The following is a 22,583-nucleotide window of genomic DNA, read 5'->3' as shown; positions in this document are numbered from 1 at the left end:
AATATGTATCTAAACCCAAGTGACCTCAAGATGCATTATTCAGAGTGAATTCAGTGCCTTCAATTTCAGGAAAACAGCCGCAGGAAGGGTGACCCCTTTCAAGACGGTTTGACGTAAAGTGAAGGCTCTGAATCACTCCCAAAGGGCGAGTAGATAAGGCTTCACTACGTCGTTATCGATTTTCAACGTAGAATGACTATGTCTACAAATCGTTGCCTAGTATTGAAGCCTTATCTATCTCGCTGAAACAAGTATCCTGAGGTTACTTGGGTGTATGTTCGACATTTTATTCCATAGAAAAGTTCATTTACTTTCAACAGATAAAGGTAAAACCCATTGGAAGTTTGTCCATTTCAGGTCAAATTCACTGAAACTGGGATCAAGCCCTGATTAAAGACTCAATAAGCGACGTGCAAATGTTATCGGTATTTTCCCTTACCAAAAAAAAGAAAGCCCCAGCAATTGCTGGGGCCGTAGCTTGTAGCTTTCCTCGCTAACATCCTTTTAGCTAAACTTCATCGCCTTCCTAACGGTGTCCATCGAGTCCTTGTCACTCACTTTCCTGAAGAGTGTCTTCGCCGATCCTTAGCGGTGTCCACGTAATATTCAACAACGATTTATTGAATATTTATCACTAATCCTTTGATAGCCCTAAATGTACCGATTTTTACATATCAAACAATCTTGCGCGGTCACACTTTTTCCAACAAAGTTAAATATATTTTCAATTAACTATTATGTAATCAGCGACTTATTGATAAACATGACGAATAATAACGCTATGAGCCAATATAACTCCTACACACTGCGTCAGTTATCTCTTACAATCCAAACAATAGATAGGTGATCTTTACGATTGCGTGACTCCACTTGAATACTTAAGGAAAGCGTCATGTTAACCAAAGATGTCTCAGACGAGCTTCAATCCGTCATCGAGTCGCTTGTAGCTCAAGGTAAGAAACCAACCGTTGCCTTAGTTAAGGCTCGGCTGAAAACTACAGTGCCAATGCCTGCTATTATAGCTACGCTCAAGTCATGGCAAAGTAGTAGCAGAGTACCCAAAATCGAAGTGGCGTCACCTGATGGCTCTCTAGACAAAATTGCCAGCCTTGAACAAGAAGTAAAAACACTTAGCCAACGAGTCACCCAACTAGAAGCTCAGTTGGCAAAACTTATAAACGACGAGAAATAATATGATGAAACTATGGGTGGATGCAGATGCTTGCCCGAAAGTCATTCGAGAAACGATTGTACGCGCAGCTGAACGCACAGGAGTAGAATGTACATTTGTTGCAAACCACAATGTTCCTGTACCGAAAAGAAATAATATCAAATCAATTCAAGTACCTAGTGGGTTTGACATCGCTGACAATGAAATAGTTAAACGCACCGAAGCAGGTGATTTGATTATTACATCAGACATCCCTCTTGCCGATGAGGTGATTACTAAAGGGGCAATCGCTTTAAGTCCACGCGGAGAGCTCTTTACTAAAGAAACCATAAAGGCTCGATTAAATATACGAGACTTTATGGACACCATGCGTTCTAGTGGTATTCAAACAGGTGGCCCAAGCGCTCTTTCTCAAACTGAACGACGAGAGTTTGCCAATCATTTAGACCGAATATTAGCGAAACGTTAAACAATGTATTCCTTGTCTCCTGTTGGTATCATCGAAAGCCCTTACAAAGAAAAATTCTCGGTCCCCAGACAACCAAGGTTGGTCACCAGTGCAACCTCTCGAGTCAAATTAATTGGAGACGCAAACTGCCCTGAGTCAGTTCGTGGGCTTGAACAATTTAGTCATTTGTGGCTTTTGTTTTTGTTTGATAAAAACCTAGAAGCAGGCTGGAAGCCAACGGTTCGCCCTCCTCGACTTGGCGGCAATGAACGAATCGGTGTGTTTGCCTCACGAGCAACATTTCGCCCCAATGGTATTGGCATGTCTGCCGTCGAGTTAAAAGGTATATCCCATTTAGATGGTCACATTTATATTGATTTAGGTAGCGTAGATTTGGTCGACGGCACACCAATCGTCGATATAAAACCTTATATTCCCTACTCAGACTCAATTTCTAATGCGCAAGGTGGCTACGCTCAGGAAAAACCTTGTGAGCTAACGGTAGGCTTTTCCGCTCAAGCGAAAACCACTCTTGAAGCTCGCAAAAATGGAACACATGAGCAGTTGGTTATCGAGCAAGTTCTAGCCCAAGATCCTCGTCCTGCCTACAAAAAAGGCAAACCAGATAGCAAAGAATATGCGGTTTATTTGTTCGATCTTAATGTAAGGTTTACTGTTAACGAGAATTTGATTACCGTTAACACAATTGAACCCTTTTGACGAAGCCGAATGGCTGATATCATTAGCGGCTAATTCAATTCCTATGATGGGAATTTTCTTTAACTCCAAAATGAACGGATACCCTAAATGCGTACCAGTAAATATCTTCTTTCTACTTTGAAGGAGACACCAAACGACGCCGTAGTTGTTAGCCACCAACTCATGCTACGTGCAGGTATGATCCGTAAGCTGGCTTCAGGTCTATACACCTGGCTGCCTACTGGTCTACGTGTACTACGTAAAGTCGAAAACATCGTTCGTCAAGAAATCGATAACGCAGGTGCAGTTGAAACCTTGATGCCCGTTGTTCAACCGTTTGACCTTTGGGAAGAGACAGGCCGTTCTGAAAAGATGGGCGCTGAACTACTTCGTTTTACTGATCGCCACACCAATCCGTTCGTTTTGAGCCCGACAGCTGAAGAAGTGATTACTAGCCTTGTTCGTAACGAGGTGAATTCATACAAACAGCTCCCTCTGAACTTATATCAAATCCAAACTAAGTTCCGTGATGAAGTGCGCCCTCGCTTCGGTGTTATGCGTTCACGTGAATTTAGCATGATGGATGCTTACAGCTTCGACATCGATAAAGAAGGCCTACAGAAATCTTTTGATGACATGCACGATGCGTACTGCAAAGCATTTGACCGCATGGGCCTAGACTATCGTCCTGTTCTGGCAGACTCAGGCGCTATCGGCGGAAGTGGCTCGCAAGAGTTCCACGTATTGGCTGAAAGCGGTGAAGATCTGATTGCTTTCTCTACTGAGTCAGACTTTGCAGCAAACATCGAAAAAGCAGAAGCATTGGCTCCAACTACAGATCTAGCCGCTCCAACGCAAGAAATGACTTTAGTTGATACTCCAAACGCTAAAACCATTGCTGAGCTAGTTGAGCAGTTCGATTTACCAATCGAAAAAACAGTGAAAACACTGTTTGTGAAAGCGTCTGAAGAAGTCGATGCACCTCTTATTGCGTTGATCCTTCGTGGCGATCATGAGCTTAACGAAGTAAAAGCTGAGAACTTAAAAGAAGTTGCCGCTCCGCTTGAGATGGCTACGGAAGAAGAAATTCGCGCTCTAATTGGAGCTGGTCCGGGATCACTTGGCCCTGTCGGTTTGGAGCTGCCATTCATTGTTGATCGCACTGTAGCAGTGATGAGCGACTTTGGCGCAGGTGCGAACGTTGATGACAAACATTACTTTGGCATCAACTGGGGTCGTGACGTTGAACTCGGTCAAGTAGAAGACCTGAGAAACGTTGTTGAAGGCGATCCTAGCCCTTGTGGACAAGGCACTATCCTTCTAAAACGTGGTATTGAAGTCGGTCATATCTTCCAGCTTGGAAAAACTTACTCTGAGAAAATGGGCTGCGGCGTTCTAGGTCCTGATGGTAAGAACGTAATTTTGGAAATGGGCTGCTATGGCATCGGTATTACACGTGTTGTTGCGGCAGCAATAGAGCAAAACCACGACAAATACGGCATTATCTGGCCAGACGCAATCGCTCCATTCCAAGTAGCGATTGTTCCTATGAACATGCATAAGTCAGAAGAAGTCAAAGAAGCGGCTGAGAAGCTGTACAAAGAACTTTCTGATCTTGGCCTTGAAGTACTATTTGATGACCGTAAAGAGCGTCCTGGAGTGATGTTCTCAGACATGGAACTTATCGGCGTTCCTCATACTGTTGTCATTGGTGATCGCAGCATGAAAGAAGGTAACTTCGAATATAAGAATCGTAGCACGGGAGATAAAACTCCGGTGGCAATGGCTAACATCATTGAGCACATCAAAGCACAATTAAAATTAGCGTAATCACACTTCTTATATAGATAGAAAGCTGCTCTTAAGGGCAGCTTTTTTATTTCACTTTTTCCGTAAATTCTCCGCATTGCTCACAACGGTACCCATGTTTGTAAAAAAACAGTGGGAAGCCCAATAGTATGAATACGATAAAAGCAGGTTTTTTCCCTTGCGTGAACGGTACCAGTTTATCGCTGCCACAATTTGGACAGTGATCGATTCCGAGTTGGCTCTCTTGATACACTACGCTCTCTGAAAAGTCAGTATTGAGAAGTTCGACAGCACTGTCGAGATCCACTTCACGTACCAACAGTCGAACCCCTCCCATCGCATTAGAATATAGCCACTGCATATTGATAGTATGTTCATCGGCAACAAAGCTATCAATTCCAGCAGCCTCTAAACTAGCTTTAGCAATATAAGCTTCATGAGGAAAAGAAAATCGAGCAACCGTAATCATTTAGACACCAAATCCACGTATTCATGACTTCTGTTATACCGACTCACTTTATACCAAGTGTTAATTTTCTGTTCATTTGCACTCTGCTAGACTGCTTTTAAATTGTCAGGAGGTGGTATATGGATCTAAAAAGTCTTCTTAATCAAGCGCTCAATTCAGATATTGTTCGTCAAGGAAAAGAGCAAGTTAAAACTCAATCGACAAATTTGAAAAGCAACCCAGATACTTTAAAAACATTAGGAGCTGGAGCCTTAGGTGGCGGCATCATTGGCATGCTGATGGGCTCTAAAAAAACCAAGAAAATGGGTAAAACAGCTCTGAAAGTTGGTGGCGCAGCCGCACTTGGTGCACTAGCTTATAAGGTTTACAACGACTACCAAAGTAAGCAATCTGGTGATACTTCAAACCACTCACCATCATCGCAAACTTCAGCACCAGAACAGTTCGACGCAAACGACCACATGCATAGCGTATTAATCATCAAAGCAATGATTGCAGCAGCTAAAGCGGATGGTCATGTTGATGAACAAGAAATGGCACAAATCGAAGAAACGCTACAAGGAGTCGGTGCCGATGATAGTGTCAGAACGCTTGTTCAAACTGAACTGAATAAGCCTCTCGACCCAGCAGAAATAGCATCATTGGCTAAGTCACCCGAACAAGCTTCTGAAATCTACCTTGCTTCTTTAATTGTCTCTGATGAGCAAAATTTCATGGAAAAAGCTTATCTACAAGAGCTCGCGAAGCAACTTCAACTCGCTCCTGAAGTCACGCAGCAGTTAGAACTTCAATTACAAAACTAACTAGATAAAGATGAGCAGCTCTTTGAATAAAGTTGCTGCTTATTGCCAAAAGCTCTTATCACACTCTTTGCTAGCTTGAGCAACAGAGATACCAATATCCTTCAACATGTAAGTGGGCAACGAACGGAGCTGCCTACGAGTACGGTAGTTTCGAATCCACTTAGCCAGTATCTTCAGGACGTTCTTGTTAACAGATTCAGTATCTACAAAGTTCGGTTTTTGGAGTGTAAATTCGCTCATGTATGCGCCAAGCCTGCCGGAAAGTGATATCTAATCTTACGCAGAGAAAGCAAATTAATATTTTATACTTTAGTATGGTTACTCTACATATGTTAACTGCTGCCCAGATTTCTCAGGGCATGCGTGGATACTTCGCTTCAGCTACAGAAAGGGTTGTAGCGCGGAGGACACCTTTAATCCCCTCTAAATTCTGTGTATATTGAGCAGCAGTTAAGTTTAGATAGGAAAGAAAGATGCAAGTATACGGTTGCTGTGACTTGGTTCGTGAAATTTATGCTCAAATTGGCAGTGGCGATCAGGGCTATATACCCCAAGCTATCACCTGTGCTGTGAAGTCACTAAATGATATTGCTGCCGACGAATCACTTCCAAAAGAGACGCGTGAGAAAGCAGCGTTTGCCGCAGCAAACCTGTTGATTTCAGATTTCGAGGATAAGTAATGAACCTTGCTAATTTCGAAACGATGGATCCGATAATGTTAATGAGCATAGTTAACATGAAGCTGCGAGACGACTTCGATGGTGATTTGAACAAGCTAACTGCTTTTTTTGATATCAGTAAACAAGCATTAGAAAAGAAGTTGGCAGAAGCTGGCTTTGAGTTTTTGGCTGATGCTGGGCAATTTCGATAACCCCTAACGAAGATTCAGATATAAAAAAGCCGCAGTTTTTACACTGCGGCTTTATTTATTTCAGACTATTTAATCTAACTGGAATTAGCCGATATTCTTACGCGCATTTTGGAACATTCTCATCCAAGCGCCGTTTTCGCCCCAACCTTCTGGTGCCCATGAGTTAGCCACTGTACGGAATACACGCTCTGGGTGTGGCATCATGATAGTCACACGGCCATCAGTCGTGGTTAAACCTGTGATAGCGTTTGGTGAGCCGTTCGGGTTGTTTGGATATTGCTGAGTCGCGTTGCCGTTGTTATCAACATAACGCAGTGCAACCGTACCAGAGTTCTCAATCGCTGCTAGGTGCTCGCTGTCACGAACTTCAACACGACCTTCACCGTGAGAAACTGCGATTGGCATGCGAGAGTTAGCCATGCCATTGAAGAATACAGAATCAGATTGCTGAACTTCCACTAAGCTGAAACGAGCTTCAAAACGCTCAGATTCGTTGCGCACAAAACGTGGCCATAAATCTGCACCTGGTATCAACTCTTTCAAGTTAGAGAGCATCTGACAGCCGTTACACACACCTAGAGAGAAGGTGTCTTCACGCTTGAAGAAGCCTTCAAACTGTTCACGAGCTTGCGCGTTGAACAGAACAGATTTTGCCCAACCTTCACCAGCACCAAGTACATCACCGTAAGAGAAGCCACCGCAAGCAACTAGACCTTTGTACTCATCCAGTACAGCTTGGCCTGTTAGGATATCACTCATATGGATATCAACAGATTCGAAGCCTGCACGGTCAAATGCAGCTGCCATTTCAACATGTGAGTTAACGCCCTGCTCACGTAAGATTGCCATTTTGGGCTTCGCGCCTTTCAAGATATATGGCGCAGCAATGTCTTCGTTCACGTCATAGCTTAGCGATACGTTCAGACCTGGATCTGAGTTATCTTTCTTCGCTTCAAACTCTTGGTCAGCACAAGCTGGGTTATCACGTAAAGCCTGCATCTTATGGGTTGTTTCCGCCCAGATAGTACGAAGCTCTGTACGAGAACGATTCAAGATTTCAGTGTTTCCAGCTGTGATAACAAATTCATCAGAGTCTTCAACTTGACCGATAACATGTGAACAGCTTTGAAGGCCTTGCTCAGCCAATACTGCCATTACAGCGTCAAGTTGCTCGTTTTGAACTTGAACAACCGCACCTAGCTCTTCGTTAAATAGTGCCGCTAGCGTATCTTCGCCCAATGCTTCGATGTTTGCTTTCACACCACAGTGACCAGCGAATGCCATTTCAGCAAGAGTAACAAATAGACCGCCATCACCTTTATCGTGATAAGCCACTAGCTTGTCATCACGAACTAAAGTCTGCATTGCATTGAAGAAGCCTTTTAGCTGCTCTGCATTGTCGACATCAGCAGGTTTATCACCAAGTTGCTTGTAAACTTGCGCTAGTGCTGTCGCACCTAGGCGGTTTTTGCCGTTACCTAGGTCGATAAGAACAAGGCTCGTTTCACCTTTGTCTGTGCGTAGCTGCGGAGTAACTGTCTTACGTACATCTTCAACACGGCCAAACGCTGTGATAACAAGTGAAAGTGGAGACGTTACTTCTTTGCTCTCGCCGCTATCTTCCCACTTGGTCTTCATCGACATTGAGTCTTTACCTACCGGAATAGTCAGGCCAAGTGCAGGACACAGCTCTTCGCCCACCGCTTTAACCGCTTCGTAAAGGCCAGCGTCTTCACCCGGGTGGCCAGCTGGAGACATCCAGTTTGCTGACAGTTTGATGTGTTTAATATCACCGATGTCAGTCGCAGCAATGTTAGTTAAAGACTCACCAACAGCTAGACGAGCAGAAGCGCCAAAGTCTAGTAGAGCGACTGGCGTGCGCTCACCCATTGACATTGCTTCACCATGGTAAGTGTCGTAACTTGCTGCGGTTACTGCGCAGTTTGCTACAGGCACCTGCCAAGGGCCAACCATTTGGTCACGAGCAACCAAACCCGTTACAGAACGGTCACCAATAGTGATCAGGAATGTTTTCTCAGCAACGGTTGGCAAACGAAGCACGCGGTCAGCTGCTTCGTTAAGTTCGATGCCAGAGCGCTCGATTGCAGGACTTTCCACTTTCAATGTTTCCGCTTCGCGGCTCATCTTAGGTGGCTTACCAAGCAAAATATCCATTGGCATATCAATTGGCGTATTGTCGAAGTGCGAGTCTTCTAAAGTTAGGTGACGTTCTTCAGTAGCTTCACCGACTACCGCGTATGGTGCACGTTCACGCTTACAGATAGCGTCAAATTGTTCCATGTTTTCTGGAGCAACCGCCATTACATAACGTTCTTGAGATTCGTTACACCAAATTTCTAGTGGGCTCATACCCGGCTCATCATTTGGTACATCACGCAATTGGAATTTACCGCCACGTTCGCCATCATCGACTAGCTCAGGTAGTGCGTTCGAGATACCACCAGCGCCCACATCGTGGATAAACGCAATTGGGTTGTCATCACCTAGCTGCCAACAACGGTCGATCACTTCCTGACAACGGCGTTCCATCTCTGGGTTTTCACGTTGAACAGAAGCAAAGTCTAAATCTTCAGCCGATTGACCAGAAGCCATAGAAGAAGCAGCGCCCCCACCAAGACCGATGTTCATTGCAGGGCCGCCCAGTACGATAAGTTTCGCACCCACTGGGATCTCTTTCTTCTGAACGTGCTCATCACGGATGTTACCCATACCGCCAGCAATCATGATTGGTTTGTGGTAACCACGAACCTCTTCACCTGCGTGAGAAGTCACTTTTTCTTCGTAGGTACGGAAATAACCTAGAAGGTTTGGACGACCAAATTCATTGTTAAATGCCGCGCCACCTAGAGGACCTTCCAGCATGATATCTAGAGCATTTACAATACGACCTGGCTTACCGAAATCAGTTTCCCAAGGCTGCACGTAGTTTGGAATGCGTAGGTTTGAAGTTGTGAAACCTACAAGGCCAGCTTTTGGTTTACCACCGATACCTGTTGCGCCTTCATCACGAATCTCACCACCAGAGCCTGTTGAAGCGCCCGGCCAAGGAGAAATTGCCGTTGGGTGGTTGTGCGTTTCGACTTTCATCAAGATGTGCGCGTCTTCTTGGTGATAGTTATATTGACGAGATTCTGGATCTGGGAAGAAACGACCTACATTAGAGCCAGTCATTACTGCTGCGTTGTCTTTGTAAGCAGAAAGTACGTGATCAGGTGTTGTCTCGTAAGTGTTCTTGATCATTTTGAACAGAGACTTGTCTTGCTTAACGCCATCGATTGTCCAATCAGCATTGAAGATTTTGTGTCGGCAATGCTCAGAGTTGGCTTGGGCAAACATCATTAGCTCGATGTCGTTTGGATTACGACCAAGCTTAATGAAGTTCTCTACCAAGTAGTCGATTTCATCTTCTGCTAGTGCTAGGCCTAAAGAAACGTTCGCTTCTTCGAGTGCAGCACGGCCACCTGCTAGGATGTCTACGTCAGCAACTGGCGCTGGCTCAGCAACAGTGAATAGTGCTTGTGCCGATTCAAAATCATCGACAATAGATTCCATCATGCGATCATGGATCAGAGATTTGACGACTGAGACTTGCTCTTCTGACAATTCAGTTGAAGACTCTATGTAGTAAGCGGTACCACGCTCAAGTCGCTTAACTTTGTTTAAGCCGCAGTTGTGAGCGATGTCTGTGGACTTAGAAGACCAAGGAGAAATTGTGCCCGGGCGAGGAGTTACGAGAAGCAAAAGTCCTTCTGGCTTATGCTCTTCAATAGTTGGGCCATACGTTAACAGCTTTTCTAATCTCTCGATCTCTGTATCATCGAGGTCTGCATTTAGATCAGCAAAGTGCATAAACTCTGCGTATATATCAGTGACTGGCAGTTGTTGTTCACGGCAAAGTTCTAGTAGTTTGTTAACACGAAACTCTGAAAGAGCTGGGGAGCCACGCAAAATTCTCATGTGCTTAGGTCTCTTATGCAGTTGATTAAGTTAATATTGCTATAAATTCAAAGAGTTAAACAAAAACTCACCAAACTTATGCCAATAGCACCTATGGTTTTCGAGCGCATTATAAAGGATTTAGTTTAGTGATGTAACACTTAAAGCAACCGTTTGCGTCATTTTTTTCGTCGCAGTTTGCTGTGTGTTTATAGATAACACGAATAGAAAGATATAAATTATGCAAGGGAATTAACTTTGCCATTACCTATCACTTTGATATAAGAGTGATTACGTAGCTGTTTTGGAGAGGTTATTCAGAACCAAGGAAGTATGAGAATTTTGTTTAATGTATAAGTTTTGTTTTCGCCGCGTTAAAAACACTTTCGCTATCGCCGCCATTTCGATCCTGTTAGCTGGATGTCAAATTGAGTCTAAGCCTAAAAGCGAACTCGACCAGATTCGAGAGCGTGGTGTACTAAGAGTCGGCACGTTAAACAATCAGATTTCATATTATATTGGTCCTGATGGTCCAGCTGGAGTTGATTACGAACTGGCTCGTAAATTTGCCGACGAGCTTGGCGTTAAACTGGAAATGAAGCCTGCATATCGTGTTTCTACACTCTATCCCGCGCTAAAGCACGGTGATATCGATATTATTGCCGCAGGCATCAGCCCATCAGAAGAGCGACTGAAACAGTTTCGAGCAGGCCCCGCCTACTACTATGTCAGCCAACAACTTGTCTACAAAACTGGAAGCTGGAAACCGAGAAGTTTAAAAGACCTCATAGCCAAACAGCCAGATCTAATCGAGAAAAACGATGGAAAACCAATTTTTGAAGTGGTTGGTGACTCTCACTTCAATAGCACTTTGACTGACCTACAAAAAGATAACCCTAAACTACAATTCAAAGCGGAAACGCAAGCTGACGTAAATGAGCTGCTTAAGCAAGTTTCTGAAGGACAAATCGACTTTACGGTCGCTGATTCTGTCGAGCTCTCCATGTCACAGCGAATCTACCCAAACCTTGCCTCTGCCTTTGAACTGACTGAAGACCAACCGATATCGTGGTATTTACGCCGTTCTGACGATGAAAGCCTGTATGCACTGATGATTGAGTTTTTTGGGAATTTGAAACAATCAGGTCAGCTTGCCACGTTAGAAGAAAAGTACATTGGTCACATCAACACATTTGATTATGTAGACACTCGTGCCTTTATTCGAGCACTAGAAGGAAAACTTCCGAAGTGGGAACCAATCTTCAAAGAGTTTGCAGGTAACTTTGACTGGCGACTTATAGCAGCAATCGCGTATCAAGAATCTCACTGGAACCCGCGAGCAATTTCTCCTACTGGTGTTCGTGGCATGATGATGCTGACGTTACCCACAGCGAAAAGTGTCGGGGTCACCAATCGCCTAAATCCAGAACAATCGGTCCGAGGCGGTGTGGAATACCTTCGTCGCATGGTACAAAGAGTCCCAGACAGCATTAATGACCACGAAAAAATCTGGTTTGCTCTTGCTTCTTACAACATGGGCTTTGGCCACATGATGGATGCCCGTCGCTTAACCAAACAGCAAGGGGCTAATCCCGATGCTTGGGGTGATGTTAAAGATCGATTACCTCTGCTTAAGCAGAAGAAGTATTACAGTAAAACGCGCTATGGGTATGCTCGCGGAGATGAAGCAAGAGACTATGTAGAAAATATTCGTCGCTACTACCAAAGCATTATCGGTCACGTCGATCAAAGCTACACAACAACGTCACCTACCGACGCAAGCGTTGATGACTTACAAGTGATACAAGTACCAAGTGCCACCGCTTCTCAAGCAGAGGACGTCACATCTTCTGACACGCAAGATCCAAATCAGTTGAAAGGGCCAGAAGCAAATTAGGATTGAATGGAGAGCAGATAGATAGGCATGTCAACTGTTCTCTACCTTCTCGCAAGCGATAAAGAACTTCACTTCGGGAGTAAAACTGGTTAAAATCACCTCAATATCACGTTTAAGCGGGATCTCCTTCCGCGTGTCATACGTTGGTAACATTCCATATATATACAGGTATCGTATTTTTCATCTTCATCTAAGTGAAAATACATTTGTTGTATAATTCGAGGTTGTATTATGAAACGCAAAATGCGCTCGAAACGCCTCAGCCAAACTGCCTCCGCCAATCGGCGCAAACGCATGTTAGCAAATAACAAGAAAAAAGTTATTTGGCGAAATCGAGCATACAAACAATTTGTCGCTGTTTAAGTGACGTTAAAAAAGAATGCAAGCATCTGTCTAACGGATGTTTGCCTAACTTTCCTAAAGCCCTTGTTTCTTCTTCTCTTTGATCTCTTTTCGACGACGCTTAAAAAATGCTTGTAGCATTTCTCGGCATTCTTGCTCCATCAAACCACCTTCTACATCAGCATAATGATAGGCCGCTTGCCCCTCAAACAAGTTCAGTACTGTTCCTGCCGCACCAGCTTTAAGATCATAAGCGCCAAACACAACACGTTTCACTCTGCTATGCAGTAAAGCTCCAGCGCACATTGGACAAGGTTCAAGAGTCACGTAAAGGGTTGTATCTAATAGGCGATAGTTAGATAACGCTTCACCAGCTTTGCGCAGTGTTTGTATTTCGGCGTGCGCCGTCGCATCATGACATGTTATAGAGCGGTTCCAACCTTCAGCAATGATGTCACCATCTTGTACCAACACAGCACCAACAGGTACTTCTCCCTCGCTTTCTGCATTTTTAGCAAGCTCCAATGCTCGTTGCATAAACTGTTTATCTAACTCGGAAAAAGAATGCTGCAAACCTACCCTCACATTATGAAATGAATAAACCTAGGACGTGATGCGGCTATCCTACCACACCGTTCAGTCAAACTCGCTAGATTGTGCAATCAGAGTATTGAGGCTAACCTCTTGCGGCTGGCCAAACCTATCCACCCAACTCACGGCCACTGTCACACGCTTAAGTGATTCAGATAACCCAGCGCTCTCTGATGTCCAACTCATCAAATACTTGTCACTCACTTGCTCCTCACTAGACACAAGATCCTGAGAAAAACCTGCTGGCGTCATTGATGAGTATTCACTCGATGCTCCGCGTGTTCTAAACCACTCTAGTTTATCTTCTACTAAGTGAAGTGCCTGCAATCTATCAGCGGCAAGCTCAGTGCTTTTCTCCACGTACACCTGCAACTTAGTTAAAGATAAGGTAGCAAAGCTTAAACACAAAAGCGCTATCAGTATCTCTAAAAAGGAAAAGCCCCGATATTTACACACCTTCACTGTCGTGCGACCTGATCTTTTATCAGTGCTCATACCAAGAGCCTTTTTGCCACTGAGCATGAAAGATATTGGCGCTACTAGACTCCTCACCCTCTGTATCACCATAAGAAATCACTACATTGCGGGTTAGCAACACATAACCACGGCTTGATTCTAACTGGTAGTAATTCTCTCCCAACTCGGTAACTTGAACAGAGTGGTCTAATTGCTCGCAGAAACTGGCCGAGCCGGTTACGCTTTCATGATATTGGAGATACGCAAAGGCACATTCAAGGCCACCTTCAGCATACCAATAGTTCTTCCGGTAGCTTATTTGGTTCTGGATCTGTTTGATATTCAAGAAAGCACTTTTATAAAGTCCAAGGGTTAAGAGAAGCATCGCGGACAGGAGCATTGAAGTAACCAATAAAGTTGAAAAACCCGTGTTTCTATAGTTCATTTCAATTTCTCTGCAATAAGGATATTGAGCTGGAGACTGAAATATCGGATAACTCAACCAGAGACGCTTCTAGAGTGATCGTATGCAATTGACTGGAAAAAGCCGAACTGGCAATGAGCTCACTAGAAACTACAAACTCATCTACATTAATATAATTGGAATCAAATACCGAGTAACAGAACCCACCAACACCAGACGTTGTTGCCTGCTCGAAACTTAACGGTTCGGCGGAGGTCTTCTCACAATACTTTATTCTATTCGATGAACTCGTTTCAGTGTCGTAGTAATAAGCGATGTTTTGAAATGCTTCATCACTATCTATATCAATTCGATAAGCGTAGGCAAGTGAGTCAGAGGTCGTGACCAGTGGCAATGTCGCTCCGGATAAGAAAGTTCGAGTACTGTCTGTACCGTCATAACCAGCCCTTTGAATATCCTGCTTAATTTGCATTAAAAGTGCAGATACTTTCTGTTCAAGTGTTAACTGCTGAGTGCGATAGGAGGATAAACTTTGGCTGGTAAAAAATAGATTGGAAACTATGGAAAGAACAATGACACCTATAGCCGATGATACGAGCAATTCCAAAGTGCTATAGCCAAAGCAATTAACATTCTGTGTAGCCATAACTACTGCCTGTTACTGAGCATAATCGAACTCTTCCCGCACTATAAGAAGTGATCAGCTTTAGTTTTTTGTCTGGTTGCAATGATGAATAGAAGGTGACATTGCCGCTAGCTACTTTGCCTCTCCTTGGATAAAACTTAATCTGGTTGTCTTGGTAAGTACTCTCTATCACCAGAGTTCGGTACGGCTCCCCAGACAATAGAGAAATAGTTTCAGCATCAGACTCTTGACCAGTATTTAAACTAATGGACCAGCTATCGCTGCTGGTTGAGTTGGGTAAATGCAACCATAAGTTTTGATTGCGATAGATTGCTTCAGATTTAGCTAGATAAGTAAGTCCGACTAACTCACTAGCAAAGCGAATGACCTTACGACTATCAAGAAGCTGGTTAAAACTTGGGGCCGCCCAAGACAGCAAGCAGGTCAATAGCACCAGAGTTATCAAGCACTCCAATAAGGTAAATCCAATGCTCTGTCGCAAAACCTATGTACTCATCTCAGTCAAAAAAAAACCAGTCTAGGTTGACGCTAACACGCGAGACACAATAGCGATAAAAGACGAAAAAGATTCATGGAAGGTATTCAAGGTAATGAATGAAAAACTAAAAATAAACTTCGTAAGTGGTATGACTTTGCTCGAATTACTCTTCGTTGTTACCATCATTGGTTTACTAACGAGTATTGTATCCCCAGCGTACAACCAATACATACGAAAAGCTCATCGCCAGCAGGCTATCTCTGACATAGGCCGTTTACAACTGTATTTAGAATCGAACTATCAAGACGGCTACGATGCTCAGTCTGTTTCTGACAACGGAGTATGCCAAGACTTCTGCACAACTGATCAAGCACGCTACCAAATTTCCATAGCAACAACCGATTCAAGTTACACCATTACAGCAACACCTGTTTCTGGCTCTGGACAAGAAAATGATACTTGCTCGGGGGAAGGCTACTCGGCACTTAGCATCAATCAACTAGGAGAAAGCACTCCAAGTCAATGCTGGCAATAGTATTCAAAAAAGATAAAAAAAGCCTGCTTAAAAGCAGGCTTGATAAAGAATAATTGAGGTAAATAATTAGCTTGTTAGGTCGTCGAAGAATTTCTTAACGCCGTTGAAAAAACCTTCTGATTTAGGCTTATGGCGGTTTGCAGCATCACCACCACAAGATTCTTCAAATTCGCGTAGGAGTTCTTTCTGACGTGAGCTCAATTGCACCGGCGTTTCAATAATTAGCTTAACGATAAGATCACCAACACCGCCGCCACGAACACCTTTAACACCTTTACCACGCATACGGAACATACGACCCGTTTGTGTTTCATCAGGGATCTTAAGGCTTACACGACCATCTAATGTTGGTACTTCTACTTCACCGCCCAATGCCGCCATTGCAAAGCTTACAGGCACTTCGCAGTATAAGTTATTACCATCGCGCTCAAAGATGTTGTGTTCTTTAACATGTACTTGAACGTATAAGTCACCTGCAGGTGCACCCATCTCTCCCGCTTCACCTTCACCAGATAAGCGAATGCGATCGCCAGTGTCTACACCAGCCGGGATTTTAACGTTAAGAGTCTTAGTTTTTTGCTTACGGCCTTTACCATGACAAACATTACATGGATCTTTAATGACTTTACCCGCACCCTGACATGTTGGACAAGTTTGCTGTACGGCAAAGAAACCTTGACGCATCTGTACTTGGCCGTGACCATGACACGTACCACAAGTTTCTGGTGAAGATCCTTTCTTCGCACCGCTACCATTACAGCTATCACAGTGAACTAAAGTAGGAACTTCGATTTCTTTAGAAATACCGCGAACGGCTTCTTCTAAAGTCAGCTCCATGTTGTATCTTAAGTCAGAGCCACGCTGTGCTCTGCTTTGACCACCGCCACCACGGCGACCGCCACCAAAGATGTCACCAAACACGTCACCAAAGATATCACCGAAATCTGCGCCAGCGCCGCCGAAGCCCCCACCGCCCATTCCGCCTTGTTCAAAAGCCGCGTGACCATACTGGTCGTAAGCTGCTTTCTTTTGTGGATCAAGCAGGATTTCGTACGCTTCTTTAACTTCTTTAAATTTTTCTGCAGCTTGCTCATCACCCTGGTTACGGTCTGGGTGGTACTTCATCGCTAGTCGCTTATACGCTTTCTTGATGTCGCGCTCAGATGCGTCGCGGCTTACGCCTAAGATTTCGTAAAAATCACGTTTTGACATGTTATTCGTTACCAGTTTCTTACTTCAAGCGACTCAATATCGCGTGATGATTATATCGTTCTAACTAAGAGCGCCGGATATACTCTTCCGAGCCTTATGTAATGTTGGACACGCTTAGTTAGAGTGACATCTAATTACAAATATACGGGCGTAAGAGTTACCTCGAACGCCCGTATCAAATTGATTAGAGAGCCAAAATTTAGCTTTCTAACTGAACGAGATTATTTCTTCTCGTCATTAACTTCTTCGAACTCAGCATCAACAACATCTTCTTCTTTCGCTTGTTGTTGACCAGCATCAGCGCTTGCGCCTTCAGCTTGTTGCGCTTGAGCTTTCTGTTGAGCGATTTCCATCAGCTTCTTAGATGCTTCCATTAGCGCTTGAACTTTAGCGTCGATAGCTTCTTTATCTTCGCCTTTCTTCGCTTCTTCTAGCTCTTTGATTGCTGCTTCAATCTTCTCTTTCTCATCCGCTGGAAGAGCATCACCTGCTTCTTCGATTTGCTTTTGAGTACCGTGAATCATTTGGTCAGCTTGGTTACGAGCAGCTGCTAGTTCTTCGAACTTCTTATCAGCTTCTTTGTTCGCTTCCGCTTCTTGAACCATTTTTTCGATTTCATCATCGCTTAGGCCGCCAGAAGCTTGGATAGTGATTTTTTGCTCTTTACCAGTCTGCTTGTCTTTCGCAGAAACGTGTAGGATACCATCAGCATCTAGGTCGAATGTTACTTCGATTTGAGGCATACCACGTGGTGCAGGCTGAATACCTTCTAGGTTAAACTGACCTAGAGATTTGTTGTACATAGCTTGCTTACGCTCACCTTGTAGAACATGGATAGTTACTGCATTCTGGTTGTCTTCTGCTGTAGAGAAAACTTGGTTTGCTTTAGTTGGGATAGTCGTGTTCTTCTCAACAAGCTTAGTCATTACACCACCCATTGTCTCGATACCTAGAGACAGAGGAGTAACGTCTAGTAGAAGTACGTCTTTCACGTCACCAGCTAGTACACCACCTTGAACTGCAGCGCCCATTGCTACTGCTTCATCTGGGTTCACGTCACGGCGAGCTTCTTTACCGAAGAACTCTGCAACTTTAGCTTGAACCATAGGCATACGAGTCTGACCACCAACTAGGATAACGTCAGTTACATCGCTAACAGATAGGTCTGAATCTGCAAGAGCAACTTTCATTGGCTCTAAAGAACGTTGAACTAGGTCTTCAACTAGAGATTCTAGTTTCGCACGAGTTACTTTAACGTTCATGTGCTTAGGACCAGTCGCATCCGCAGTTACGTACGGTAGGTTTACGTCTGTTTGCTGTGTAGAAGAAAGCTCGATCTTCGCTTTTTCAGCTGCTTCTTTAACACGTTGCATTGCTAGAGGATCGTTCTTAAGATCGATGCCTTGCTCAGACTTGAACTCGTCTACTAAGTAGTTGATTAGACGGTTGTCGAAGTCTTCACCACCAAGGTGAGTGTCACCGTTAGTTGCTAGTACTTCAAATGTTTTCTCGCCTTCAACTTCATCAATTTCGATGATTGAGATATCAAAAGTACCACCACCAAGGTCATATACTGCGATAGTGCGATCGCCGCCTTTCTTATCTAGGCCGTAAGCTAGAGCAGCAGCCGTTGGTTCGTTGATGATACGTTTAACTTCAAGACCTGCGATACGGCCAGCATCTTTAGTTGCTTGACGCTGAGCATCGTTGAAGTATGCAGGAACTGTGATTACTGCACCGCTTACTTCTTCACCTAGGAAGTCTTCAGCAGTTTTTTTCATTTTCTTAAGTACTTCAGCAGAAACCTGAGGAGCAGCCATTTGTTGGCCTTGCGCTTCAACCCAAGCATCACCGTTATCTGCCTTAACAATCTTGTATGGCATGATTTCGATATCGCGTTGTACTTCTTCGTCTTCAAAACGACGACCGATAAGACGCTTAATTGCAAATAGCGTGTTAGTTGGGTTAGTTACTGCTTGACGTTTAGCAGGCTGACCAACAAGTGTCTCACCATCTGTATATGCAATAATTGACGATGTTGTACGCTCGCCTTCTGCGTTTTCAATTACGCGTGGTTGATCACCATCTAAAACGGCTACACAAGAGTTAGTTGTACCTAAGTCAATACCAATGATTTTACCCATCAGGCTATCTCCGAATAAATTCTGTATTTCATTTTGCTATATCCCTTATATTGGGATGGAGAACGGGCTTTCAACCCTTTCTAACAAACAAAATGATTTGTTTGTTTTTTGTCATGCACCTTAGATAAGGGCAACAAAATACTTTTCAAGGGCAAAATTAAAAAACTTCCAATTTTTTCTACATATCAGAGAAAGCAAAGCGGAGGCACAAGGCCTCCGCTATCTAATAATTATAACTTTAATCGTGAGATTAAGAGTTGTTTAGAGCAACTTGCTGAGGTTCTTTTACTGCAGGCTCAATTTCACCTTCACTCTTCGCCACGATGGTATTCACTGCTGTATCACCTACCACATTCGAAGATGTACAGAACATGTCACAGATACGGTCAACTGCTGCGACGATTGCTAGCCCTTCTGGTGGCAAGCCTAGTTGGTGAAGCAACACACCAATCATAACAACACCACCACCAGGAACACCGCCAGCGCCAACAGATAGCAACAAGATTGTTAAGCCCAAAGTGAAGATATCAGCTGCGTTGATCGGCTGACCAAATGCGTTAGCAACGAAAATGGTCGCAAGCGTGATATAAATTGAAACGCCTGACATATTCATTGTCGCGCCTAAAGGCACACCAAAACCAGCTACTGACTTAGATACGTTCAGCTTTTCAGTTAGCGTTCTAAGTGTTACCGGAATCGTTGCATTTGAGCTCGAAGTAGATAGAGAGAACATCACCTGTTCGCGAGTTGCACGTGAAAACTTAAGCGGTGAAATTTTTGTCGTCATACCAACAGCCATTGGATAGAAAACAAAAATCCAGAATACAAGCACTGCTAAAACTAACGCAACGTAACCTGCTACAGATAGAAGTGTGTGTGAATCTAATGTCGCACCAAGTTGAACCATCAAAGCAAACACACCATATGGTGCTAGGCTCATTACCAAGCCAACTAGCTTCATCATGATTTCGTTAGCCATTTTGAACGTGTTTACTGCTGGCCCACCACGCTTATCCAACGCCTGAATAGCCAAACCTGTCAAAATTGCCATGAAGATGATTTGTAACATGTCGCCGTCAGCAAACGCCTGGATAGGGTTGCTTGGCACGATGTTTACAACTAAAGAAAAAATATCTGGCGTATCTGTAGTCGCTAATTCAACCGAATGAGACACAGTGCCCGCTAGGTTAGCGCCAGCACCTGGTTGGAAAATCATACCGATGGTCAATGCTACACTGATAGCAATGATGGTGTTTACGATGTATAAAGTAAACGTCTTGCCACCTAGTCGACCAAAAGCTGTGATATCTTTTAACTCCACAATGCCGCATACAATAGAAACATATACTAGAGGGATAACAAGAAGTTTGATCAATGATACAAACATACCTCCAGCGCCTTCCGCTGCACCGAGGACATAAGTATCAAAAAAACTAATATTACTGAATAGATACTGAATAGCTGTACCTAGTAGCAATCCTGCAAACAAGCCGATAAAAATCTTACTTGAGAGCGACTTATCCATAATTCGACTCCTGAATATTTGTCATTTTTTATAGTGTTTTAAACGCAGTTGATGTTGTGCGAGTACGAGATACTACACATAAAATGCACATTTAAAACCATTTGTTTACATCTTTGATACATAAAGCAAATGTGAACAACAAATATTCAATGAAGCTCAAACAGCATTTAAAATCAGACACCTAAGTCGACTAAAGCAGAACTTAATTAAAGCTCTTTCAGCGCATTAATTTAATTAATCAAATGCATGATAATTCTTTTAATTATTTGAAATTATTAGATTTAACAATTGTACAAACAAAAAAGAGAGGCCGAAGCCTCTCTTTGAAAGTTAAACATTTTGAAACAATTATTTCGAAACCATCACCATTGCAGGGCGGATAACACGACCATTTAGCTCGTAGCCTTTTTGCATTACGAACATAACCGTGTTTGGCTCGTGATCAGCACTTTCTTGGATTGACATTGCTTGATGAAGTTCAGGGTTAAATTTCTCGCCTTCAGGGTTAATTTCTTTTAGGCCAAACTTACTTACCACATCAATAAATGTTTTATGTGTAAGCTCTACACCTTCAAGGATTGGCTTCACGATTTCATTTTCTGCATCAGCAGCTTGGATAGCGCGCTCTAGGTTATCGATAACAGGCAGCAGTTCTTCAGAGAATTTGTTTAGTGCGTATTTACGCGCTTTATCAATTTCTTGCTCTGTACGACGACGCATGTTCTCAACTTCAGCCTTCGCACGAAGAACAGACTCTTGTTGTTCTTGTACTTTCGCTTCACTGGATAGCAACGCAGCTTCAAGCTGAGCAATCTTTGCTTCTTGCTCGCTTACTTGTGCTTCTTCGTTCCATTCGATATCAGATTCAGAACCCACAACTTCTACATCCTGCTCAACATCTTGAGCCAGTTGTTCTTCTTGCGACTTCAGCTCTTCCTCTTTCACTTTATTTTCTTCGGTGCTCATGATAATGATATTTCCTGAGTTTAACTTAATTGGTATCTTGACCTTCACATTTGCAAATCGCCAGATACCAAAATTTCATTTATTGGGTTAACTTGCCATTATTATGGGGATGAAGATTCCTGAATCAAGCCTATTTCGATTGGAAAAGATATGAGTAAACCATTTGAAGTCATCGCTATCATTGGAAAACCGCGAGATCAACAAGCTATTCAGACTCACAAAGAGCTATTTTTATGGTTATCTTCTGAAGGTTATGAGGTTTTCATTGATGAACGCTTAGCCGATGTACTAACTGACATCCCAAAACAAAACTTCGCGAGTTTATTAGAAATTGGCCAGAAAGCTAACCTTGCTATCGTCGTTGGCGGTGATGGCAATATGCTCGGAGCCGCGCGTGTACTTTCACGCTTCGATATATCTGTCATTGGTGTCAACAAAGGCAGCCTCGGTTTCCTGACAGACCTTAATCCAGAAGATTTTCAGCAATCACTAAAAGAAGTACTCAAAGGGAAGTTTATTGAAGAGCAGCGATTCTTGCTCGAAACAGAAATTCATCGCCACGGACAAGTAAAGAGCCACAATGCCGCGCTAAATGAAGCCGTTCTGCACCCAGGACAAGTGGCTCATATGATTGAGTTTGAAGTTTATATCGAAGACACTTTTGCATTCTCACAACGATCAGACGGACTCATTGTTTCAACGCCGACAGGCTCCACGGCTTACTCTTTATCGGGCGGAGGGCCAATTTTATCGCCAAACCTAAATGCGATATCGCTGGTTCCAATGTTCCCACACACCTTATCCAGCAGGCCATTAGTGGTTGACGCGAAAAACAGAATCAAACTCATTGTGTCGCCGAACAACCATGGTACACAAGAAATCAGCTGCGATGGTCAAATTTCACTTCCTGTCTCTCCCGGTGACGAAGTTGTTATCTATCAAAGCCCGAACAAGCTGAGGCTTATTCACCCAGAAGATTATCGTTATTACCACGTACTTAGGAACAAGCTCGGCTGGTCAAGTAAACTGTTTTAATCCTAACTACAACAAAGCCTTAATAATGAGCACCTTCCGCGGTGCTCATTTACTTTTTATCTACCTATTTCAATACTCTCTTTCAACACCGATGCCTTGAACATT

The 22,583-nt window shown here is 43.5% G+C and carries 23 protein-coding genes; 11 read left to right on the top strand and 12 right to left on the bottom strand.

Annotation, left to right across the window (positions count from 1 at the left end):
- The first annotated feature begins 892 nt into the window (after positions 1 to 892).
- The 4 genes from L7A31_RS08465 to L7A31_RS08450 all read left to right on the top strand — a co-directional run bounded on the left by L7A31_RS08465 (position 893) and on the right by L7A31_RS08450 (position 4,148).
- Positions 893 to 1,192 carry a DNA-binding protein gene (locus L7A31_RS08465; RefSeq protein ID WP_237361078.1) on the top strand — a complete coding sequence of 100 codons (300 nt, stop codon included), beginning with the start codon at positions 893 to 895 and terminating at the stop codon, positions 1,190 to 1,192.
- A gap of 4 nt (positions 1,193 to 1,196) precedes the next feature.
- Complete coding sequence (locus L7A31_RS08460) at positions 1,197 to 1,640, top strand: YaiI/YqxD family protein (protein ID WP_237363536.1); 444 nt, start codon at positions 1,197 to 1,199, stop codon at positions 1,638 to 1,640.
- Between the two features lie 3 nt (positions 1,641 to 1,643).
- A complete protein-coding gene (gene tsaA / locus L7A31_RS08455; RefSeq protein ID WP_237361077.1) occupies positions 1,644 to 2,339 on the top strand; it encodes a tRNA (N6-threonylcarbamoyladenosine(37)-N6)-methyltransferase TrmO in 696 nt (231 codons plus the stop codon).
- A gap of 87 nt (positions 2,340 to 2,426) precedes the next feature.
- Positions 2,427 to 4,148 carry a proline--tRNA ligase gene (locus L7A31_RS08450; RefSeq protein ID WP_237361076.1) on the top strand — a complete coding sequence of 574 codons (1,722 nt, stop codon included), beginning with the start codon at positions 2,427 to 2,429 and terminating at the stop codon, positions 4,146 to 4,148.
- Positions 4,149 to 4,194: 46 nt separating this feature from the next.
- On the opposite strand, the gene L7A31_RS08445 is transcribed toward L7A31_RS08450, so the two are convergent.
- A complete protein-coding gene (locus L7A31_RS08445; RefSeq protein WP_237361075.1) occupies positions 4,195 to 4,596 on the bottom strand; it encodes a putative signal transducing protein in 402 nt (133 codons plus the stop codon).
- A 119-nt stretch (positions 4,597 to 4,715) separates the two neighbouring features.
- Here L7A31_RS08445 and L7A31_RS08440 point away from each other — a divergent pair, with 119 nt between their 5' ends.
- The gene (locus tag L7A31_RS08440) at positions 4,716 to 5,399 is read left to right on the top strand and encodes a tellurite resistance TerB family protein (RefSeq protein WP_237361074.1); all 684 of its coding nucleotides are present in this window, start codon (positions 4,716 to 4,718) and stop codon (positions 5,397 to 5,399) included.
- A 39-nt stretch (positions 5,400 to 5,438) separates the two neighbouring features.
- Here the strand turns inward: L7A31_RS08440 and L7A31_RS08435 are convergent, their stop codons facing one another.
- The gene (locus L7A31_RS08435; protein ID WP_237361073.1) at positions 5,439 to 5,639 is read right to left on the bottom strand and encodes a DUF1127 domain-containing protein; all 201 of its coding nucleotides are present in this window, start codon (positions 5,637 to 5,639) and stop codon (positions 5,439 to 5,441) included.
- Positions 5,640 to 5,872: 233 nt separating this feature from the next.
- Here L7A31_RS08435 and L7A31_RS08430 point away from each other — a divergent pair, with 233 nt between their 5' ends.
- Positions 5,873 to 6,079, top strand: coding sequence for a YaeP family protein (locus L7A31_RS08430; RefSeq protein ID WP_237361072.1), 207 nt, complete (start codon positions 5,873 to 5,875; stop codon positions 6,077 to 6,079).
- Entirely contained in the window at positions 6,079 to 6,270 is a 192-nt protein-coding gene (locus L7A31_RS08425; protein WP_237361071.1) for a DUF4250 domain-containing protein, read from the top strand. Before L7A31_RS08430 ends, L7A31_RS08425 begins: the two co-directional genes overlap by 1 nt.
- An 84-nt stretch (positions 6,271 to 6,354) precedes the next feature.
- On the opposite strand, the gene purL is transcribed toward L7A31_RS08425, so the two are convergent.
- Positions 6,355 to 10,248, bottom strand: a complete 3,894-nt coding sequence (gene purL, locus L7A31_RS08420; protein WP_237361070.1) for a phosphoribosylformylglycinamidine synthase — start codon at positions 10,246 to 10,248, stop codon at positions 6,355 to 6,357.
- A gap of 328 nt (positions 10,249 to 10,576) precedes the next feature.
- Here purL and mltF point away from each other — a divergent pair, with 328 nt between their 5' ends.
- Together mltF and L7A31_RS22160 are read left to right on the top strand one after the other, a co-directional pair.
- Positions 10,577 to 12,124 carry a membrane-bound lytic murein transglycosylase MltF gene (mltF, locus tag L7A31_RS08415; protein ID WP_237361069.1) on the top strand — a complete coding sequence of 516 codons (1,548 nt, stop codon included), beginning with the start codon at positions 10,577 to 10,579 and terminating at the stop codon, positions 12,122 to 12,124.
- Between the two features lie 231 nt (positions 12,125 to 12,355).
- A complete protein-coding gene (locus tag L7A31_RS22160; protein ID WP_290368750.1) occupies positions 12,356 to 12,487 on the top strand; it encodes a hypothetical protein in 132 nt (43 codons plus the stop codon).
- Positions 12,488 to 12,541: 54 nt separating this feature from the next.
- Here the strand turns inward: L7A31_RS22160 and tadA are convergent, their stop codons facing one another.
- The 5 genes from tadA to L7A31_RS08390 all read right to left on the bottom strand — a co-directional run bounded on the left by tadA (position 12,542) and on the right by L7A31_RS08390 (position 15,064).
- The gene (tadA, locus tag L7A31_RS08410) at positions 12,542 to 13,039 is read right to left on the bottom strand and encodes a tRNA adenosine(34) deaminase TadA (RefSeq protein WP_290368749.1); all 498 of its coding nucleotides are present in this window, start codon (positions 13,037 to 13,039) and stop codon (positions 12,542 to 12,544) included.
- A 63-nt stretch (positions 13,040 to 13,102) separates the two neighbouring features.
- Complete coding sequence (locus tag L7A31_RS08405) at positions 13,103 to 13,552, bottom strand: type IV pilus modification PilV family protein (protein ID WP_237361068.1); 450 nt, start codon at positions 13,550 to 13,552, stop codon at positions 13,103 to 13,105.
- Positions 13,542 to 13,958, bottom strand: a complete 417-nt coding sequence (locus L7A31_RS08400; RefSeq protein WP_237361067.1) for a hypothetical protein — start codon at positions 13,956 to 13,958, stop codon at positions 13,542 to 13,544. Before L7A31_RS08400 ends, L7A31_RS08405 begins: the two co-directional genes overlap by 11 nt.
- A 1-nt stretch (position 13,959) precedes the next feature.
- A complete protein-coding gene (locus tag L7A31_RS08395; protein ID WP_237361066.1) occupies positions 13,960 to 14,583 on the bottom strand; it encodes a PilW family protein in 624 nt (207 codons plus the stop codon).
- On the bottom strand, positions 14,564 to 15,064 hold the full coding sequence (locus tag L7A31_RS08390) for a GspH/FimT family pseudopilin (RefSeq protein WP_290368748.1): 501 nt from the start codon (positions 15,062 to 15,064) through the stop codon (positions 14,564 to 14,566). The genes L7A31_RS08395 and L7A31_RS08390 overlap by 20 nt, the downstream gene beginning before the upstream one ends.
- A gap of 109 nt (positions 15,065 to 15,173) precedes the next feature.
- On the opposite strand from L7A31_RS08390, the gene L7A31_RS08385 reads away from it, so the two are divergent.
- Complete coding sequence (locus tag L7A31_RS08385) at positions 15,174 to 15,596, top strand: type IV pilin protein (RefSeq protein ID WP_237361064.1); 423 nt, start codon at positions 15,174 to 15,176, stop codon at positions 15,594 to 15,596.
- Between the two features lie 66 nt (positions 15,597 to 15,662).
- On the opposite strand, the gene dnaJ is transcribed toward L7A31_RS08385, so the two are convergent.
- From dnaJ to grpE, 4 genes are all read right to left on the bottom strand, one after another.
- Positions 15,663 to 16,808: a molecular chaperone DnaJ gene (gene dnaJ, locus L7A31_RS08380; RefSeq protein WP_237361063.1), complete on the bottom strand. Its 1,146-nt coding sequence runs from the start codon at positions 16,806 to 16,808 to the stop codon at positions 15,663 to 15,665.
- Between the two features lie 221 nt (positions 16,809 to 17,029).
- Complete coding sequence (gene dnaK, locus L7A31_RS08375; protein WP_237361062.1) at positions 17,030 to 18,952, bottom strand: molecular chaperone DnaK; 1,923 nt, start codon at positions 18,950 to 18,952, stop codon at positions 17,030 to 17,032.
- Between the two features lie 250 nt (positions 18,953 to 19,202).
- Entirely contained in the window at positions 19,203 to 20,477 is a 1,275-nt protein-coding gene (locus L7A31_RS08370; protein ID WP_237361061.1) for a dicarboxylate/amino acid:cation symporter, read from the bottom strand.
- A 348-nt stretch (positions 20,478 to 20,825) separates the two neighbouring features.
- The gene (gene grpE / locus L7A31_RS08365; RefSeq protein ID WP_237361060.1) at positions 20,826 to 21,443 is read right to left on the bottom strand and encodes a nucleotide exchange factor GrpE; all 618 of its coding nucleotides are present in this window, start codon (positions 21,441 to 21,443) and stop codon (positions 20,826 to 20,828) included.
- 150 nt (positions 21,444 to 21,593) lie between these two features.
- Here grpE and nadK point away from each other — a divergent pair, with 150 nt between their 5' ends.
- Positions 21,594 to 22,478 carry an NAD(+) kinase gene (gene nadK, locus L7A31_RS08360; protein ID WP_237361059.1) on the top strand — a complete coding sequence of 295 codons (885 nt, stop codon included), beginning with the start codon at positions 21,594 to 21,596 and terminating at the stop codon, positions 22,476 to 22,478.
- Positions 22,479 to 22,583 lie beyond the last annotated feature (105 nt).

This window comes from Vibrio marisflavi CECT 7928 (genome assembly GCF_921294215.1).
Lineage (GTDB): Bacteria > Pseudomonadota > Gammaproteobacteria > Enterobacterales > Vibrionaceae > Vibrio > Vibrio marisflavi.
Note: the sequence above shows the minus strand (reverse complement) of the source record. Positions and strands in the feature narration are given on the sequence as shown.